This window comes from Caballeronia sp. LZ034LL, assembly GCF_031451215.1.
GTDB lineage: Bacteria > Pseudomonadota > Gammaproteobacteria > Burkholderiales > Burkholderiaceae > Caballeronia.
Genome location: NZ_JARUXR010000001.1, coordinates 2,189,326 through 2,206,129 on the forward strand (window position 1 = coordinate 2,189,326; position 16,804 = coordinate 2,206,129).

The following is a 16,804-nucleotide window of genomic DNA, read 5'->3' on the forward strand; positions in this document are numbered from 1 at the left end:
TCCGTGAGGAACCGGCCGGCGACCTGCCGACCGTGAGACCCAGTGTAGAGAGGGACGGCGCGCGTTTATAGCTGGCCGAACAGCCAGCGCACGTAGCGGTCGACGCCTTCCTGAACCGTCAGGAACGGCGCGTCGTAGCCGGCTGCACGCAGCTTCGACTGGTCGGCCTGCGTGAAGCATTGATACTTGCCGCGCAGCGCGTCCGGAAACGCGATGTACTCCAGCAGACCGCGCTGCACGAGTTCCGCGAGCGACAGCGTGGCTTCGCCGTCGAGCGCGCGCAAGGAGTTCACGACGGTCGAGGCGATGTCGTTGAAAGGCTGCGCGCGGCCCGTGCCGAGATTGAAGATGCCCGACTTCTCCGGATGATCGAAGAAGAACAGGTTCACCTTCACCACGTCTTCCACCGAGATGAAATCGCGCGTCTGCTCGCCCGCTGCATAGCCGTTGTATTCGCCGAACAGCTTGACCTTGCCTTCCGAGCGGAACTGGTTGAAGTTGTGGAACGCGACCGACGCCATGCGGCCCTTGTGCGTCTCACGCGGCCCGTACACGTTGAAATAGCGGAAGCCGACGATCTGGCTCTTCGCCTGCGGCAACACCTGGCGCACGATCTGGTCGAACAGCAGCTTCGAGTAGCCGTAGACGTTGAGCGGCTTCTCGTACGCGCGCTCTTCGACGAACTTGCTCGATCCGCCGTACGTGGCCGCCGACGATGCATAGAGGAACTGCGCCCCTTGCGCGAGGCACGTGTCCATTACGTCGCGGCTGTAGCGGAAGTTGTTGTCCATCATGTAGCGGCCGTCGGTTTCCATCGTGTCCGAACAGGCGCCTTCATGGAACACCGCGCGTACCTTGCCGAAATCGCCGCGCTTGAAGCGCTCGACGAATTCGGTCTTGTCGAGGTAATCGTCGATGTCGCAATCGACGAGATTCTTGAACTTGTCGGCGCGCGTGAGATTGTCGACTGCGATCACGCGCTGTTCGCCGCGCTCATTGAGCGCCTTGACGATGTTGCTGCCGATGAATCCGGCCGCACCGGTAACGATGATGGTCATGGCGGTTTATCAGAGAGAGGGAATCAGGCGAAGAGTTCGTTGTAGTCGACGGTGGCCGTGCCCAGCTTGCCGACCACGATGCCCGCCGCGCGATTGGCATACACGATGGAGTCGACCAGCGGCACGCCCGCGCCCAGCATGGTGGCGACCGTCGCGATGACGGTGTCGCCGGCGCCCGAGACATCATACACTTCGCGTGCTTCGGCCGAGGTATGCACCACCTGGCCTTCGGTGAAGAGCGTCATGCCTTCTTCCGAACGCGTCAGCAGCAGCGCGCCGAACTCGAGTTCGCGGCGCAGCTTCGCCACGCGCTCGTGCAGATCTTCTTCCGACTTCCATTGTCCGACGACCTCGCGCAGTTCCGCGCGGTTCGGCGTAATGAGCGTCGCGCCGCGATAGCGGTCCCAGTCGTCGCCTTTCGGATCGACCAGCACAGGCTTTCCGGCGCGGCGTGCGTCGGCGATCATCTGCGTGACGTGCGTCAGGCCGCCCTTCGCGTAGTCGGACATGAGGATCACGTCGTGCTGCGGCAGGATCTCGGCAAAGCGTTCGAGGCACGCGCGCAGCACTTCGTGATTCGGCGTGTTCTCGAAGTCCACGCGCAGCAATTGCTGCTGACGCGACAACACCCGCAGCTTGATGGTCGTGAGCAGTTCGGGATCGCGTTCCAGATGCGCCGCGACCTTGCTCTCGCCGAGCAGTTCGACCACGCGTTCACCCGGCTCGTCGTGTCCGACGACGCACAGCAAACCCGCCTGCGCGCCAAGCGCCGCCGCATTGCGCGCGACATTAGCCGCGCCGCCCAGGCGATCTTCCTTCTTCTGCACGTGCACGACCGGCACGGGCGCTTCGGGCGAGATGCGGTTGACATCGCCGAACCAGTAGCGGTCGAGCATCACGTCGCCGACCACCAGCACGCGCGCCGCCGCGACGCGCGCGCGCGGCACGACGGGAATTTCCGTCCTGGTGTCGTGCTTAATGTCGTGAGCCGTTGGAGTCGAGTTCGACATGGGGACGTCCTATTGCGTAGTAGTCGATGCCCAGTTCGGCCATCGCTTCCGGTTCGTACAGATTGCGGCCATCGAAAATCACCGGCGCCTTCAGCGCGCCTTTCAGATGAGCGAAGTCGGGGCTCTTGAATTCCTTCCATTCGGTCACGATGACGAGCGCATCCGCATTCGTCAGCGCATCCTGCTGCGTCTTCACGAAGTGCAGACGCTTCATGTCCTCCGCACGGTCCGCGAGATCGAGCGCGAAGACGCGTTCGGCCTCGTCGCGCGCGACCGGATCGTACGCCTGCACCGACGCGCCGCGCTTCAGCAGCGCCTCGATCATGCGGCGGCTCGACGCCTCGCGCATGTCATCGGTGTTCGGCTTGAACGCCAGGCCCCAGACCGCGAACGTACGGCCGCGCAGATCCTCGCCCATGCGCCGCACGATCTTGTTGACGAGCACTTCCTTCTGGTCATCATTGACGGCTTCCACGGCTTCGAGAATGCGCAGCGTGTGGCCGTTTTCACGGGCCGTCTGCGCGAGCGCCTGCACGTCCTTCGGGAAACACGAGCCGCCATAGCCGCAGCCCGCATACAGGAAGTGATAGCCGATGCGCGGATCCGAGCCGATGCCGCGCCGCACCGCTTCGATATCGGCGCCGACGGTATCCGCGAGATTTGACAGGTCGTTCATGAACGAGATGCGCGTGGCGAGCATCGCGTTGGCCGCGTACTTGGTGAACTCCGCCGAGCGCACGTCCATGTAGAGCGTGCGTTCGTGATTGCGGTTGAACGGCGCGTACAGGCGCTTCATCTTCTCGCGCGCGATCTGGCCGGCATGATCGTCGTCGATGCCGATCACGATGCGGTCGGGCCGCATGAAGTCATCGACGGCCGCGCCCTCTTTCAGGAACTCCGGGTTCGACACGACCGAGAAGCCGTGCTTGTCCGAGCCGTCGAGTCCGCGCGCCTTGAGTTCCTCGGCGACGACGCGCCCCACCTGGAGCGCCGTGCCGACCGGCACCGTCGACTTGTCGACGATCACCTTGAAGCCGTTCGAATACTTGCCGATGTTGCGCGCCGCCGCGAGCACGTACTGCAGGTCGGCGGAACCGTCCTCGTCGGGCGGCGTGCCGACGGCGATGAACTGGATGTCGCCGTGCTCAACGCTCGCTTTCACGTCGGTGGAAAACTGGATGCGGCCCGCGGCGCGCGTGCGCCGGAGCATTTCCTGCAGGCCCGGCTCGTGGATGGGCACGCCGCCGTTGTTGAGAATTTCGATCTTGCGCGGATCGACATCCACGCAAAACACGTCATTGCCGATTTCGGCGAGACACGCACCGGTCACTAGACCGACATAACCCGTGCCGACGATGGTCACTTTCATACGCTTTCCAGTGAGGTCTGAATTGCCGGGGCGCGCACGGCGCCCGCTTTCACGCCTGCTTCGACTCCGCTTGCGCGGCTCAGGCCGAACTCGTGATTGGCTCGACGCGGCGCGGCGCGTAGGTTTCCCAGCCGCTGCAGCCGGGACACTGCCAATAGAATAGCCGCGCCCGGAAACCACAGGTCTGGCACGTGTAACGCGGCAGATTCTTGGTGCGCTGCTTCACCAGATTGCGCATCAGTTCGAGTTCGCCGCGCCGCGGTTCCTCGGCCGTCGCTTCCTGCGCTTCGAGCAGGCGCGTCATGCCCGCGAGATTCGGCGCGCTCTCCATCTGCTTGCGCGCCAGCGCGTGCGCCGCTTCCAGTCCGCGCAGTTCCTGCACGTGCTTGTAGGCGACATCGAGCAGATCGTTCGACGGATAGCGGCTCGCGTACTCGGTCAGCAGCGCGACGCCGTCTTCCTTGCGCTCGAGCGCGCTGTAGGCCTTCATCAGCTTCTCGGCGACGAGCGGCAGATACGCCTCGTTCTGCTCCTCGACGCGCTTCCAGTGCGCGATCGCGCCGTCCAGGTTGCCGGCGGCCGCTTCCACGTCGCCGCCAAGGATGGTCGCGCGCACGTTGTCCGGATTCGACGCCAGCGCGAGTTTCAGCTCGGCGCGCGCGCCGTCGGGATTCTTGCGCTGCAACGCTTCCTGCGCGAGCTCGCAATGGAAATGCGCGATCTCCATGTGCAGCGACGGCGCGCCCATCTTCTCGATCTGCTCCGCCGTCGCGATGGATTTCGGCCAGTCCTTCTCGATCTCGTAGATGGTCAGCAGCGCGCGCTTCGCGCCGAGCGAGTATTCGCCGGAATCGAGCGAGCGGAAAGTCTCCTCGGCGCGGTCCAGCAAGCCGGCTTTCAGGAAGTCCTGGCCGAGTTCGTAGAGCGCGTGATCGCGTTCCGCAACCGGCAGATCGGCACGGCTCAGCAGGTTCTGGTGCACGCGGATCGCGCGATCGGTCTCGCCCCGTCGACGGAACAGGTTGCCGAGCGCGAAGTGCAGTTCGATGGTTTCCGGATCCAGCTTGGCAACTTCGATGAAGGCGTCGATGGCCTTGTCGTGTTGCTCGTTGAGGAGGAAGTTGAGGCCGCGGAAGTACGAGCGCGGCAGGTTCGCATTCTCGGACAGCAGCGTTTTCAGGTCATAGCGGGACGTCATCCAGCCCAGCGCAAACGCGACGGGAATGACGAGCAGCCACCAGAAGTCTAGATCCATGCGATTAGTCGAGAAGAGTGAGGTGTCTGCCGGCCGCGGGCGTCATGGTCAGATGAGCGGCGGCATCGGCGGTTCTTCCTTCACCACCGGCGTCTCGCGCGCCACGCGCAGCTCGCGCTTGAGGCGGCCGTTCTCCATGCGCAGGCGCACGCGCGCCGGCAACGCGGAGACGAGTCCCGCCAGCAATCCGACGACGAAAAACGCCAGGCCGATCAGGATCAGCGGCGCTTGCCAGGCATAGCCGGCGAGGAAATTCAGCGTCGCCGTCTGGGTGTTGGCCAGGGCCAGCACCAGCAGCAGCACGAAAACCAGGACGCGGATCAGCCAGACAATGAATTTCATACGGGGTCTCGCGGGAGCGGTTGCGGGTGGTACATGTGGTGCACGTGGCGCATGCAGCGGTGCAAGGTGCGGCCGTTCAATGTGGAACGGCGAGCGAAGCATCTTACGAGGTCAAAGTGACCGGTATTGTAATTGATGCTTATGCGCACCGGCAGTCGTCGGCGCTTTGCTCGTCTTTCAGCAAGCCACGCACCCGTCGCGTGCAGAGCGCGTGCAAGGCACGTGCAAATGCAGCGCCCATGAAAAAAGCACCCCGAAGGGTGCTTTCTCTGGTCGATGGCCCGCTGGCCGACGATACGTCCGGGGCATTCCCCGCCGACAAACCCGGCCGATCAGAGATCGTCCGAATCGTCGTCATTCGACATCTTCAGCGGCTCGCCCGAACGGCCGTCGACGCGTTCGCGCAATTCCTTGCCCGGCTTGAAGTGCGGCACGAATTTCTCCGGCACCAGCACTTTCTCCCCCGACTTGGGATTACGCCCGACGCGCGACGGACGACGGTTGAGCCCGAAGCTGCCGAAGCCGCGAATCTCGATGCGGTGACCGTTGGCCAAGGCCTCCGACATCGCATCGAGCATCGTCTTCACCGCGAAATCCGCATCCTTGAGGACAAGTTGCGGAAATCGCGACGCCAACTGGGCGACCAATTCCGATTTGGTCATTCTGCAGCCGTGCCGTTAAGGGCTTAGCTGTTCTGGCCGTCGAGCTTGGCCTTGAGCAGCGCGCCGAGGTTGGTCGTGCCGGTCGCGGCGGCGTTCGAGTCGCCCTGCAGGCTGCGCATGGCTTCCTGCTGTTCGGCCGAATCCTTCGCCTTGATCGACAGGTTGATGCCACGCGACTTGCGATCGATGTTGATGATCATCGCGTTGACCTTGTCGCCTTCCTTCAGCACGTTGCGCGCATCTTCCACGCGGTCCTGAGCGATTTCGGAAGCACGCAGGTAGCCTTCGACATCCGCGTTCAGCGCAATGACAGCACCCTTCGGATCCACCGACTTCACGACGCCGTCGACGATGGCGCCCTTGTCGTTGATCGCGACGAAGTTGCTGAACGGGTCGCCTTCCAGCTGCTTGATGCCCAGCGAGATGCGTTCCTTCTCGACGTCGATGCCCAGAACCACGGCTTCGACTTCGTCGCCCTTCTTGTACTTGCGGACGGCTTCTTCGCCGGTTTCCGACCACGACAGGTCCGACAGGTGAACCAGACCGTCGATGCCGCCAGGCAGACCGATGAACACGCCGAAGTCGGTGATCGACTTGATGGCGCCGGACAGCTTGTCGCCCTTCTTGTAGTTGCGGCTGAAGTCATCCCACGGATTCGGCTTGCACTGCTTCATGCCGAGCGAGATACGGCGGCGGTCTTCGTCGATTTCGAGAACCATGACTTCGACTTCGTCGCCCAGCTGGACAACCTTCGACGGCGCAACGTTCTTGTTGGTCCAGTCCATTTCCGACACGTGAACCAGGCCTTCGATGCCCGATTCCACTTCGACGAATGCGCCGTAGTCGGTGATGTTGGTGACCTTGCCGAACAGGCGCGTGCCCGACGGGTAACGGCGCGAGATGCCTTCCCACGGATCGTCGCCCAGTTGCTTGATGCCGAGCGAAACGCGGTTCTTCTCTTGGTCGAACTTGAGGATCTTGGCGGTGACTTCCTGGCCAACCGACAGGACTTCCGACGGGTGACGCACGCGACGCCATGCGATGTCGGTGATGTGCAGGAGGCCGTCGATGCCGCCGAGGTCCACGAACGCGCCGTAGTCGGTGATGTTCTTGACCACGCCTTCGACGATCGCGCCTTCCTTCAGCGTCTCGAGCAGCTTTGCGCGCTCTTCGCCTTGGGTCGCTTCGATCACCGCGCGGCGCGACAGCACCACGTTGTTACGCTTGCGGTCGAGCTTGATGACGCGGAATTCGAGCGTCTTGCCTTCGTACGGGGTCGTGTCCTTGACCGGACGCGTGTCGACGAGCGAACCCGGCAGGAACGCGCGGATGCCGTTGACCATCACGGTCATGCCGCCCTTGACCTTGCCGGTGATCGTGCCGGTCACGAGTTCGTTGTTGTCCAGCGCTTTTTCCAGCGACAGCCACGAAGCGAGGCGCTTCGCCTTGTCGCGCGACAGGATGGTGTCGCCATAGCCGTTTTCCAGCGCGTCGATCGCGACGGAAACGAAGTCGCCCGCCTGCACTTCCACTTCACCCGCGTCGTTCAGGAATTCTTCGAGCGGAATATAGGCTTCGGACTTGAGACCAGCGTTGACGACCACGAAGTTGTGGTCGACGCGCACGACTTCGGCGGAGATCACTTCGCCAGCGCGCATGTCCTGCTTGGTCAGCGACTCTTCGAACAGAGCCGCGAAAGATTCGGTATTCGGGGTGGAGGTTTGCAGGTCGGACATAAAAATCTGTATTTGCACAGCCCTTGCGCGGTGGTCCGGGAACAATCCCATGCTGGACCGGTGAAACGCAAAGCCGTACGGGGTTGAGGGGTTTAACACACGTCCCGCCTCCCGGCGGAACACCTTGCTGCCTGCTTCTACTGCTTGCTGCTTGCTTGTTGCTGCACTACGCGAATCCCGCTGAACCAGCCGATGATCTGCTCGACCGCCTGGTCGATGGACAGACCGGAGGTGTCCAGCGTCTTCGCATCCGCTGCAGGCTTGAGCGGCGCGACGCTCCGGTTCATGTCCCGGGCGTCCCGTTCGCGCAAATCGCGCAGCAGGTCATCTATGTTAGCAGAAAAACCTTTTTGCATCAATTGCTTATGCCGTCTGGCAGCGCGCGCCTCGACGCTCGCCGTCAAAAACACTTTCAACGTGGCGTCCGGGAAGATCACCGTGCCCATGTCGCGGCCGTCGGCGACCAGCCCCGGGCGCTTGCGAAACGCCCGCTGGCGCGCGACCAGCGCCTGACGCACCTCGTGATGGACGGCGATGGCGGACGCGCGGTTGCCCACTTCTTCCTGCCGGATTTCGCCGGACACATCCACGCCGTCGAGCTGGGCGCAGCCTTCGCGGAAGGTGATATGGAGCGACTCGATCAGCTTTGCAAGGCCGGCCGCATCGTCCGTCGCGATCTGGTAGCGCACGCTCGCGAGCGCCGCCAGCCGGTACAGCGCGCCGCTGTCGAGCAGGTGGAAGCCCAGCGTCGCCGCGACGACCGCGGCGACCGTGCCCTTGCCCGAAGCGGTCGGCCCGTCGATGGTGATCACTGGAATGGGGTCGAATGGACGGGTCGGTTTCATTGAATCTGGCCGTACTGGCCCGTTAGTGTTGCCGTTGAAATCAAAGTCATCGCGCTTCACGGTACCGCACGCCGGTTACGCTTTCACGAGGGCCGCGAAGCGCTCGAAGTAATCCGGAAACGTCTTGTTCACGCATTTCGGATCGTTGATGCGCACCGGCACGCGGCCCAGGCTCACCAGCGAGAAGCACATGGCCATGCGGTGATCGTCGTAGGTGTCGATCGCGGCGCCCGGCGTGAGGGTCGCGGGCGGCGTGACCACGAGATAGTCCGCGCCCTCTTCCACCGTCGCGCCGACCTTGCGCAGTTCGGTTGCCATCGCGGCAATGCGGTCGGTTTCCTTCACGCGCCAGCTCGCGATGTTGCGCAGCGTCGTCGTGCCGTTCGCGAACAGCGCGGCCACCGCGATGGTCATCGCGGCGTCGGGAATCAGGTTGAAATCCATGTCGATGGCGGTCAGCCTGCCGTCGTCGGACTCGACGCCCCGCACCTCGATCCAGTCCTCGCCCATCATGATGTTCGCGCCCATGCGGTTGAGCGCATCGGCGAATCCGACATCGCCCTGGATGCTCGAACGCCCGACGCCCTCCACGCGCACCGGACCATGGCCGATCGCGCCTGCCGCCAGAAAATACGAGGCCGACGACGCATCGCCTTCCACCATGATCGCGCCCGGCGAGCGATAGCCGGCGCCGGCCGGAATCGTGAAGCGCGCCCAGCCGTCGCGCTCGACGCTCACGCCGAAGCGCTCCATCAGGCGAATGGTGATGTCGATATAGGGCTTCGAAATCAGCTCGCCTTCGATCTCGATCGTCACCGGCCCGTTGCGCCCTTCGGCGACCGGCAGGCTCATCAGCAGCGCCGTGAGGAACTGGCTCGACACGTCGCCGCGCACGCGCACGGGACGGTCCACCGCGATCTTCGCCGGATGGATCCTGAGCGGCGGAAAGCCGTCGTTGAGTTCGTAGTCGATATGCGCGCCGATCTGACGCAGCCCGTCGACGAGATCGCCGATCGGCCGCTCGTGCATGCGCGGCACGCCGTGCACGCGGTATTCACCGCCGTTGACGGCCAGCGCCGCGGTCAGCGGGCGCACCGCCGTGCCGGCGTTGCCGAGGAACAGTTCCGCCGCCTTCGACGGAAACGCGCCGCCCGTGCCGGCCACGACGATCCGCTCGACTTCCTCGCGGACGCCGACGCCGAGCGTCTTGAGCGCGGCGATCATCACGCGGGTGTCGTCGGAATCGAGCAGATTGGTGATCGAGGTTTCGCCGCTCGACAATGCCGCGAGCAGCAGCACGCGGTTCGAGATGCTCTTCGACCCGGGCAAGCGCACCGTGCCGGACGCGCGCGAGAAAGGTCCGAGATCCAGATGTTCCATAGTGTGTCCTTGTTGTGCTGCGTGCTTCTTCGCGGCTTGCTTTTTTCGCGTCTTACTTCTCAGCGCTTTCACCAGCTGGCCTGACGCCGCCGCGCTCCTGCCATTCCCGGCGCGCCACACGCGAGCGCGCAAAGGCTTCTTCGAGCGCAGCGCCGTCCGATGCCTCGATCGCCGCGCGAAAGCGTGCGAGCACGGCCGTGTAATCGTCCAGTTCGGCGAGCAATGCGGTGCGGTTCGCCAGACAGATGTCGCGCCACATTTCCGGACTCGACGCCGCGATGCGCGTGAAGTCGCGGAACCCGCCCGCCGCGAACGAGAATTTGAGCTCGGCGTCCGGCGTCGCAAGAATCTGGTCGACGAGCGCGAACGACAGCACGTGCGGCAAGTGGCTCACCGAAGCGAACACGCGATCGTGCTGCGCCTCGCTCATCTCGCGCACGCAGGCGCCGGTGGCGCGCCACATCGACGCGATGCGCTCCACGTCAGCAGGTGCGTTCTCCGTCAGCGGACACAGCACGACATTGCGCCCGACATACAGCTCCGGCAAGGCCGCATCGACGCCGCTCGACTCGCGGCCCGCAATCGGATGCCCCGGCACGAACTGCGCGATCCGCGCGCCCAGTGCCTGCCGCGCGGCCGCGACGACGTCGCTCTTGGTGCTGCCGGCATCGGTGACGATCGCGTGCGGCTCCAGCAACGGCGCGATGCGCGCGAGCAGCGGGCCCGTCTGCGCGACCGGCGCCGCGAGCAGCACGAGGTCGGCGCCCTGGAGCGCGCGCGTCAGCGCGGGAGTGTCGTCGAGGGCGGCGGCTTCGTCGATCACGCCGAGCTCGAGCGCGCGCGCCACCGATTGCGCCGAACGCCCCACGCCGACGATCCGCCCTGCGAGCCCCGCGCGTTCACGCAGCGCGCGCGCGAGCGATCCGCCGATCAGACCGACGCCGAGAATAACGAGTTTGTTGAAAGAGAACGCAGCCACGGAGGACATCGATAAAAGCGCGTCGTGCGACGCAGGAAACCGGACCGCCGCGCATGCGCGACGGCAACGAGCCGCTCAGCGGGCGCGCGGGTACGAACCGAGAATCTTGAGGAACGCGGCCTTGCGCCCGAGTTCGTCGAGGGCGGCGGCGACGGACGGATCATCGCGATGGCCTTCGATGTCGATATAGAAGTAGTACTCCCACGTGCCGGCACGCGCCGGACGCGACTCGAAACGGTTCATCGACACGCCGTGCGCGGCGAGCGGTTCCAGCAGCTTGAACACCGCGCCCGACTCGTTCTTCACCGTGACGATCAGCGAAGTCTGGTCGTGGCCGCTCGACCCCGTCGGTTCCCGGCCGATGATCACGAAACGCGTGCGATTGTGCGGATCGTCCTGGATCATCGAGAACACGACGCCGAGGCCGTAATGCGTGGCCGCGCGGTCGCCGGCGATGGCCGCGACCGTCGCATCTTCCACCGCCATCCGTGCCGCCTCAGCGTTGCTCGATACCGCCTGCCGCTCCAGATGCGGCGCATTGGCGGCGAGCCAGCGCTGGCACTGCGCGAGCGCCTGCGGATGCGCGCACACGCGCTTGACGCCGTCGAGCGTGCCGGACGCGGTCAGCAGGTTGTGATGGATCGGCAAGGCCAGCTCGCCGCCGATCAGCAAGGACGTGGACAGCAGCAGGTCGAGCGTGCGCGACACCGCGCCCTCGGCCGAATTTTCGACCGGCACGACGCCGTACTGAGCCGCGCCGGCTTCGACCGCGCGGAACACTTCGTCGATCGACGGACACGGCACGCCGTGGATGGAATGTCCGAAGTACTCGAACATCGCCTGTTCGCTATAGGTGCCGACCGGGCCCAGGAATGCCGCGCTGATGCTCTGTTCGAGCGCGCGGCTCGCGGCCATGATCTCGCGCCAGATCGACGCGATGTGGTCGTCGGCGAGCGGACCCTGGCTCATCTCCTGAAGCCGCGCGATGACCTGCAGCTCGCGCTCGGGACGAAACACCGGCGCGTTGAAATGCTTCTTCACCTCGCCCACTTCGAGCGCGACGGAGGCACGCTGGTTCAGCAGCGCGATGAGTTGCGCGTCGAGCGCGTCGATGCGCTCACGCAGGGGTTTGAGTTGCGAATTGAGATCGTCGTCCATGCGGTGCTAGGTGTGTGATGCCGGTTTAAGCGCTGGCGCGCTCGAATTCCTTCATGTATTCGACGAGCGCCTTGACGCCCTCGACCGGCACCGCGTTGTAGATCGATGCCCGCATGCCGCCGACGGACTTGTGGCCCTTCAGTTGCAACAGCCCGCGCGCCTTGGCGCCGGCCAGGAAATCCGCGTTGCGCGATTCGTCGGCGAGGAAGAACGGCACGTTCATGCGCGAACGGTTCTGCCGCTCCACCTTGTTGACGTAGAAAGCACTGGAATCGATGGTGTCGTAGAGCAGCTTCGCCTTCTCGACGTTGCGCGCTTCGATCGCTTCCAGTCCGCCCTGCTTCTTCAGCCATTTGAAGACGAGCCCCGCGATATAGATCGCATAGGTGGGCGGCGTGTTGTACATGGAGTTGTTTTCGGCGACGGTCTTCCACTCGAACGCCGACGGACAGATGGGCAGTGCGCGGTCCAGCAAATCCTCGCGCACGATCACGACCGTCACGCCCGCCATGCCGATGTTCTTCTGCGCGCCGCCGAAGAGCACGCCGTACTTGGCGATGTCCATGGGACGCGAAAGGATGTGCGAGGAAGCGTCGGCGACCAGCGGGATATCGCCGAGATCCGGAATCTCGAAGGCCTCGACGCCGTCGATGGTTTCGTTCGAGCACAGATGCACGTAGGCCGGATCGTCGGACAGTTGCCATTCGTCGAAGGCCGGCACGCGCGTGAAGCCCGCTTCCGTCTTGCCGCTCGCCGCGAGATGGACCGTGCCGTATTTCTGCACTTCCTTGAACGACTTCGTGGACCACGAACCGGTGACGACGAAATCCACCGTGTGCCTTCCGCCGAGCAGGTTCATCGGCACGATGGCGTTCTCGCCGAGACCGCCACCCTGCAGGAACAGGATGCGATGCGAAGCCGGCACCTTCAGCAGTTCACGCAGGTCGGCGAGCGCCGCCTCGTGAATCGACATGAACTCGGCGCCGCGGTGGCTCATTTCCATCACGCTCATGCCGCTGCCTTGCCAGTCGAGCATTTCATCGGCTGCCTGCTGGAGCACTTCTTCTGGCATCGCGGCGGGGCCGGCGGAGAAATTGAACACGCGCATCTGAGAAAGTCCGGATGGCAGGCGCGAATCGAACAGCGGCCAGGTGATTACCGCGTGTTCACGCCCAAAAAAAGAAATGGCTGCTTGCGCTCGCGCGCAAACAGCCATTATCGCACTGTCCAGGAAACCCGCCAACGAAAGGGGCCGTGAGCCCCTTCGCATGGTCCGTCCGGACGATGCCGCCGTGCTTACTTGCCCGGCTTGACGCTCGCCACTTCCTGATCGGCTTGCGTGCGCGTTGCCTTGATGGCTTGCGGCATGTACTTCTGCATCAGGCCATTGACCACGTCGCGGCCAACCTGGTCCTGCACCTGAATGAATTTGCGGCCCGTCGGGCTCTTGTAGAACGTGGTCAGATCCTTGATCTCGTCCGTCGTATAGTACTTCGCGTAGGCGTCGTACTGAGCCTGCATGGCGTCCTTGCGGAATGCGTCGGTCGCGAAGACCTGGCCCGCGGAGTCGACCAGCTTCGGCACTGCGTTCTTCTGCAGCGTCGGGACGGCGGCCTGCTTCTGCTTGTCGTTCAACGACTTGTTTTCCGAGAGCGCGTCCGAGAGGATGGCCGGGACGAGTTGCTTCGACTGCATCTGCGCGCTGTTGCCGATTGCGCCAACCAGCTTCTGCGCGTCGATGGCGTCGAGCAGGTCCTTGATCGCGGCTTGCTTGGCCGGATCAACCGGTGCTGCTGCCGGCGCCGGAGCTGCCGACGTGGCCGGCGCCTGGTTCTGAAGCGACTGAGCCATTGCGAAAGTCGGCACGAATGCGGCCAGCAACATCCACTGCTTGAAACGTCCTTGCATCATTACTCCCTGTAGAAAATATCCAGTTCAGCACTGGCCACGAGCGTTTGCGTTATCTGAAGCCGAATCGGCGGATGGCCGGTTTCAGCATCTTTACGCGCTGCGTCGCGCAGCTTAACCAATTCAAGCTTACAAATGCTTTAATTGCGGCTAGAACGAGTTAGAACACGCATTGCGATACCAGCGCTATCCGGCATTCTCATCGCCCGGCGCAGATTCGTTGCCGGACTCATTGCCATTCAGCGGTGCATCGCCTTCGTCGAGTTCCGCTTCGGCTTCCGCCTCGGCGATATGCTGCAATCCCGACAGCTTGGTTCCCTCGTCAAGGCTGATGAGTGTAACACCTTGGGTTGCGCGGCCCATCTCACGGATCTCGGACACACGCGTGCGAATCAGCACGCCCGAATTCGTGATCAGCATGATCTCGCTTTCCGGCTCGACGAGCGTCGCAGCCACCACGCGGCCGTTGCGCTCCGAAGTCTGAATCGCGATCATGCCCTTCGTGCCGCGGCCATGACGCGTGTACTCGTTGATCGGCGTGCGCTTGCCGTAGCCATTCTCCGTTGCGGTCAGCACGGACTGGTTTTCACCGCCCGCCACCAGCAGCGCAATGACCTGCTGCCCGTCTTCCAGCTGCATGCCCCGCACGCCGCGTGCCTCCCGTCCCATGGCGCGCACATCGTTTTCGTCGAAGCGCACGGCCTTGCCGGAATCGGAGAACAGCATGACGTCATGTTCGCCGTCGGTGATCGCGGCGCCGATCAGATAATCGCCCTCGTCCAGACCCACCGCGATGATGCCCTTCTTCAGCGGGCGGCTGAACGCCTCGAGCGGCGTCTTCTTGACGGTGCCGAGCGAGGTGGCCATGAACACGTACTTGTCCGCCGAGAATTCCTTGATCGGCAGCACGACGTTGATCTTCTCGCCATCCTGCAGCGGGAACATGTTGACGATCGGGCGGCCGCGCGAATTGCGCGAGCCCTGCGGCACTTCGTACACCTTGATCCAGTACACGCGGCCGCGATTCGAGAAGCACAGCATGTGATCGTGCGTGTTCGCGATGAACAGCGTGTCGATCCAGTCGTCTTCCTTCATCTGCGTCGCCTGCTTGCCGCGCCCGCCGCGCTTCTGCGCGCGATATTCGGACAACGGCTGCGACTTCACGTAGCCCGCGTGCGACATGGTGACGACCATGTCCGTCGGCGTGATCAGGTCTTCGGTGTTCAGTTCGGTCGCGTTCATCTCGATGCGCGAACGGCGGTCGTCGCCGAACTCCGCACGGATCTGGCCGAGCTCGTCGACGATCATCTGGCGAATCCGCTCCGGACGCGCGAGGATGTCGAGCAGGTCGGCGATCTGCGCCATCACTTCGCGGTATTCGCCGACGATCTTGTCCTGCTCCAGACCCGTCAGGCGTTGCAGGCGCATCTGCAGGATTTCCTGCGCCTGCACGTCGGACAGGCGATACAGTCCGTCCTCCTGCAGGCCGTACGCGGGATTCAGCCCTTCCGGACGATAGGCCGCGCGGCCACCCGAGGCTTCGGTTTCGGTGCGCGTGAGCATTTCGCGCACGAGCGACGAGTCCCACGGACGCGCCATCAGTTCCTGGCGCGCGATGGGCGGCGTAGGCGCGGCCTTGATGATGGCGATGAACTCGTCGATGTTCGCGAGCGCCACTGCCAGGCCTTCCAGCACGTGGCCGCGATCGCGCGCCTTGCGCAGTTCGTAGACCGTGCGCCGCGTCAGCACTTCCCGTCGATGCGACAGGAAGCATTCGATCATTTCCTTCAGGTTCAGGAGCTTCGGCTGGCCGTCGACGAGCGCGACCAGGTTCATGCCGAACGTATCCTGCAGCTGCGTCTGCTTGTACAGGTTGTTCAGGATGACTTCCGGCACTTCGCCGCGCTTCAGCTCGATCACGACGCGCATGCCGCTCTTGTCGGATTCGTCGCGGATGTCGGAGATGCCTTCCAGCTTTTTCTCGTTGACGAGTTCGGCGATGCGCTCGAGCAGCGTGCGCTTGTTCACCTGATACGGGATTTCGTCGACGATGATGGCCATGCGCTGGCCGCGGTCGATCTCTTCGAAGTGCGTGGTCGCGCGCATCACGACGCGCCCGCGGCCCGTGCGATAGCCGTCGCGCACGCCGGCGACGCCGTAGATGATGCCGGCGGTGGGGAAGTCCGGCGCGGGCACGATCTCGATCAGTTCGTCGACCGTGGCCTCCGGCGTGTGCAGCAGATGCAGGCAGGCGTCGACGATTTCGCGCAGGTTGTGCGGCGGAATGTTCGTGGCCATGCCGACCGCGATACCCGCCGAGCCATTGATCAGCAAATTCGGGATTCGGGCCGGGAGAACGAGCGGCTCGTTTTCGCTGCCGTCGTAGTTCGGACCGAAGTCGACGGTTTCCTTGTCGATGTCGGCCAGCAGCTCGTGGCCGATCTTCGCCATGCGGATTTCGGTGTAGCGCATGGCGGCGGCGTTGTCGCCGTCGACCGAACCGAAATTGCCCTGGCCGTCCACCAGCATGTAGCGCAGCGAGAAAGGCTGCGCCATGCGCACGATGGTCTCGTAGACGGAGGCGTCGCCGTGAGGATGGTATTTACCGATGACGTCGCCGACGATACGCGCCGACTTCTTGTACGCGCGGTTCCAGTCGTTGTTCAGCTCGTGCATCGAATACAGCGCCCGGCGATGCACCGGCTTGAGGCCATCGCGGACATCGGGAAGCGCACGTCCGACGATCACGCTCATCGCGTAATCGAGATACGAACGGCGCATTTCCTCCTCGAGGGAGATTGGCAGAGTCTCTTTGGCGAATTGATCCATTATCCGTGTCTTGAACTGTGCAGCGGCGACACGGCAGCGCGTTCGGGAGCGTCGAATTCCGGCTTCGAATGCTCGTCACGCGCCCGCCAGCCGCGTGACATGCGCCGCGCGGCCCGGGGCCGACGTCCGCTGCATGCCTCGCTGTATGCCTCGCTTCATGGCTTTGCTTCAGGCTTTTTCACACACTGCGAACGCAGCGCATCAGGAAATTCTACCATGCGCCACCTGCCCGACCGGACGCCGTGCGTATACATAGTGTATGTGTCCCGATCC

At 63.8% G+C, this 16,804-nt stretch carries 14 protein-coding genes; all 14 read right to left on the bottom strand.

What is annotated here, in order from left to right:
- Positions 1–65 precede the first annotated feature (65 nt).
- The 14 genes from rfaD to gyrA all read right to left on the bottom strand — a co-directional run bounded on the left by rfaD (position 66) and on the right by gyrA (position 16,531).
- The gene (rfaD, locus tag QCE83_RS10115; protein WP_309809291.1) at positions 66–1,058 is read right to left on the bottom strand and encodes an ADP-glyceromanno-heptose 6-epimerase; all 993 of its coding nucleotides are present in this window, start codon (positions 1,056–1,058) and stop codon (positions 66–68) included.
- Between the two features lie 23 nt (positions 1,059–1,081).
- Positions 1,082–2,068: a D-glycero-beta-D-manno-heptose-7-phosphate kinase gene (gene rfaE1 / locus QCE83_RS10120; RefSeq protein WP_309809293.1), complete on the bottom strand. Its 987-nt coding sequence runs from the start codon at positions 2,066–2,068 to the stop codon at positions 1,082–1,084.
- Positions 2,034–3,437, bottom strand: coding sequence for a UDP-glucose/GDP-mannose dehydrogenase family protein (locus QCE83_RS10125; RefSeq protein WP_309809294.1), 1,404 nt, complete (start codon positions 3,435–3,437; stop codon positions 2,034–2,036). Before QCE83_RS10125 ends, rfaE1 begins: the two co-directional genes overlap by 35 nt.
- 79 nt (positions 3,438–3,516) lie before the next feature.
- Positions 3,517–4,692, bottom strand: coding sequence for a lipopolysaccharide assembly protein LapB (gene lapB, locus QCE83_RS10130; RefSeq protein WP_309809297.1), 1,176 nt, complete (start codon positions 4,690–4,692; stop codon positions 3,517–3,519).
- Between the two features lie 48 nt (positions 4,693–4,740).
- Complete coding sequence (locus tag QCE83_RS10135; protein WP_309809299.1) at positions 4,741–5,034, bottom strand: LapA family protein; 294 nt, start codon at positions 5,032–5,034, stop codon at positions 4,741–4,743.
- A gap of 332 nt (positions 5,035–5,366) precedes the next feature.
- The gene (locus tag QCE83_RS10140) at positions 5,367–5,696 is read right to left on the bottom strand and encodes an integration host factor subunit beta (protein ID WP_309809301.1); all 330 of its coding nucleotides are present in this window, start codon (positions 5,694–5,696) and stop codon (positions 5,367–5,369) included.
- Between the two features lie 23 nt (positions 5,697–5,719).
- On the bottom strand, positions 5,720–7,450 hold the full coding sequence (rpsA, locus tag QCE83_RS10145; protein ID WP_309809303.1) for a 30S ribosomal protein S1: 1,731 nt from the start codon (positions 7,448–7,450) through the stop codon (positions 5,720–5,722).
- A gap of 119 nt (positions 7,451–7,569) precedes the next feature.
- Complete coding sequence (gene cmk / locus QCE83_RS10150; RefSeq protein ID WP_309809305.1) at positions 7,570–8,277, bottom strand: (d)CMP kinase; 708 nt, start codon at positions 8,275–8,277, stop codon at positions 7,570–7,572.
- Between the two features lie 75 nt (positions 8,278–8,352).
- Positions 8,353–9,657 (bottom strand): 3-phosphoshikimate 1-carboxyvinyltransferase, encoded by a 1,305-nt coding sequence (aroA, locus tag QCE83_RS10155; protein ID WP_309809307.1) that lies wholly within the window; start codon positions 9,655–9,657, stop codon positions 8,353–8,355.
- A gap of 52 nt (positions 9,658–9,709) precedes the next feature.
- Positions 9,710–10,645 carry a prephenate dehydrogenase/arogenate dehydrogenase family protein gene (locus QCE83_RS10160; RefSeq protein ID WP_309809309.1) on the bottom strand — a complete coding sequence of 312 codons (936 nt, stop codon included), beginning with the start codon at positions 10,643–10,645 and terminating at the stop codon, positions 9,710–9,712.
- Between the two features lie 66 nt (positions 10,646–10,711).
- The gene (gene pheA, locus QCE83_RS10165) at positions 10,712–11,794 is read right to left on the bottom strand and encodes a prephenate dehydratase (protein ID WP_309809312.1); all 1,083 of its coding nucleotides are present in this window, start codon (positions 11,792–11,794) and stop codon (positions 10,712–10,714) included.
- A 25-nt stretch (positions 11,795–11,819) separates the two neighbouring features.
- Positions 11,820–12,902, bottom strand: coding sequence for a 3-phosphoserine/phosphohydroxythreonine transaminase (serC, locus tag QCE83_RS10170; protein WP_309809314.1), 1,083 nt, complete (start codon positions 12,900–12,902; stop codon positions 11,820–11,822).
- 188 nt (positions 12,903–13,090) lie between these two features.
- A complete protein-coding gene (locus QCE83_RS10175; protein ID WP_309811638.1) occupies positions 13,091–13,702 on the bottom strand; it encodes a DUF2059 domain-containing protein in 612 nt (203 codons plus the stop codon).
- Between the two features lie 186 nt (positions 13,703–13,888).
- Positions 13,889–16,531 (bottom strand): DNA gyrase subunit A, encoded by a 2,643-nt coding sequence (gene gyrA / locus QCE83_RS10180; RefSeq protein ID WP_309809316.1) that lies wholly within the window; start codon positions 16,529–16,531, stop codon positions 13,889–13,891.
- Between the last annotated feature and the right edge of the window lie 273 nt (positions 16,532–16,804).

What these genes read in the sequence shown, in the direction of transcription:
- rfaD (WP_309809291.1), bottom strand. Translation starts at nt 1,058, where the DNA reads ATGACCATCATCGTTACCGGTGCGGCCGGATTCATCGGCAGCAACATC.
- rfaE1 (WP_309809293.1), bottom strand. Translation starts at nt 2,068, where the DNA reads ATGTCGAACTCGACTCCAACGGCTCACGACATTAAGCACGACACCAGG.
- QCE83_RS10125 (WP_309809294.1), bottom strand. Translation starts at nt 3,437, where the DNA reads ATGAAAGTGACCATCGTCGGCACGGGTTATGTCGGTCTAGTGACCGGT.
- lapB (WP_309809297.1), bottom strand. Translation starts at nt 4,692, where the DNA reads ATGGATCTAGACTTCTGGTGGCTGCTCGTCATTCCCGTCGCGTTTGCG.
- QCE83_RS10135 (WP_309809299.1), bottom strand. Translation starts at nt 5,034, where the DNA reads ATGAAATTCATTGTCTGGCTGATCCGCGTCCTGGTTTTCGTGCTGCTG.
- QCE83_RS10140 (WP_309809301.1), bottom strand. Translation starts at nt 5,696, where the DNA reads ATGACCAAATCGGAATTGGTCGCCCAGTTGGCGTCGCGATTTCCGCAA.
- cmk (WP_309809305.1), bottom strand. Translation starts at nt 8,277, where the DNA reads ATGAAACCGACCCGTCCATTCGACCCCATTCCAGTGATCACCATCGAC.
- aroA (WP_309809307.1), bottom strand. Translation starts at nt 9,657, where the DNA reads ATGGAACATCTGGATCTCGGACCTTTCTCGCGCGCGTCCGGCACGGTG.
- QCE83_RS10160 (WP_309809309.1), bottom strand. Translation starts at nt 10,645, where the DNA reads ATGTCCTCCGTGGCTGCGTTCTCTTTCAACAAACTCGTTATTCTCGGC.
- pheA (WP_309809312.1), bottom strand. Translation starts at nt 11,794, where the DNA reads ATGGACGACGATCTCAATTCGCAACTCAAACCCCTGCGTGAGCGCATC.
- serC (WP_309809314.1), bottom strand. Translation starts at nt 12,902, where the DNA reads ATGCGCGTGTTCAATTTCTCCGCCGGCCCCGCCGCGATGCCAGAAGAA.
- QCE83_RS10175 (WP_309811638.1), bottom strand. Translation starts at nt 13,702, where the DNA reads ATGCAAGGACGTTTCAAGCAGTGGATGTTGCTGGCCGCATTCGTGCCG.
- gyrA (WP_309809316.1), bottom strand. Translation starts at nt 16,531, where the DNA reads ATGGATCAATTCGCCAAAGAGACTCTGCCAATCTCCCTCGAGGAGGAA.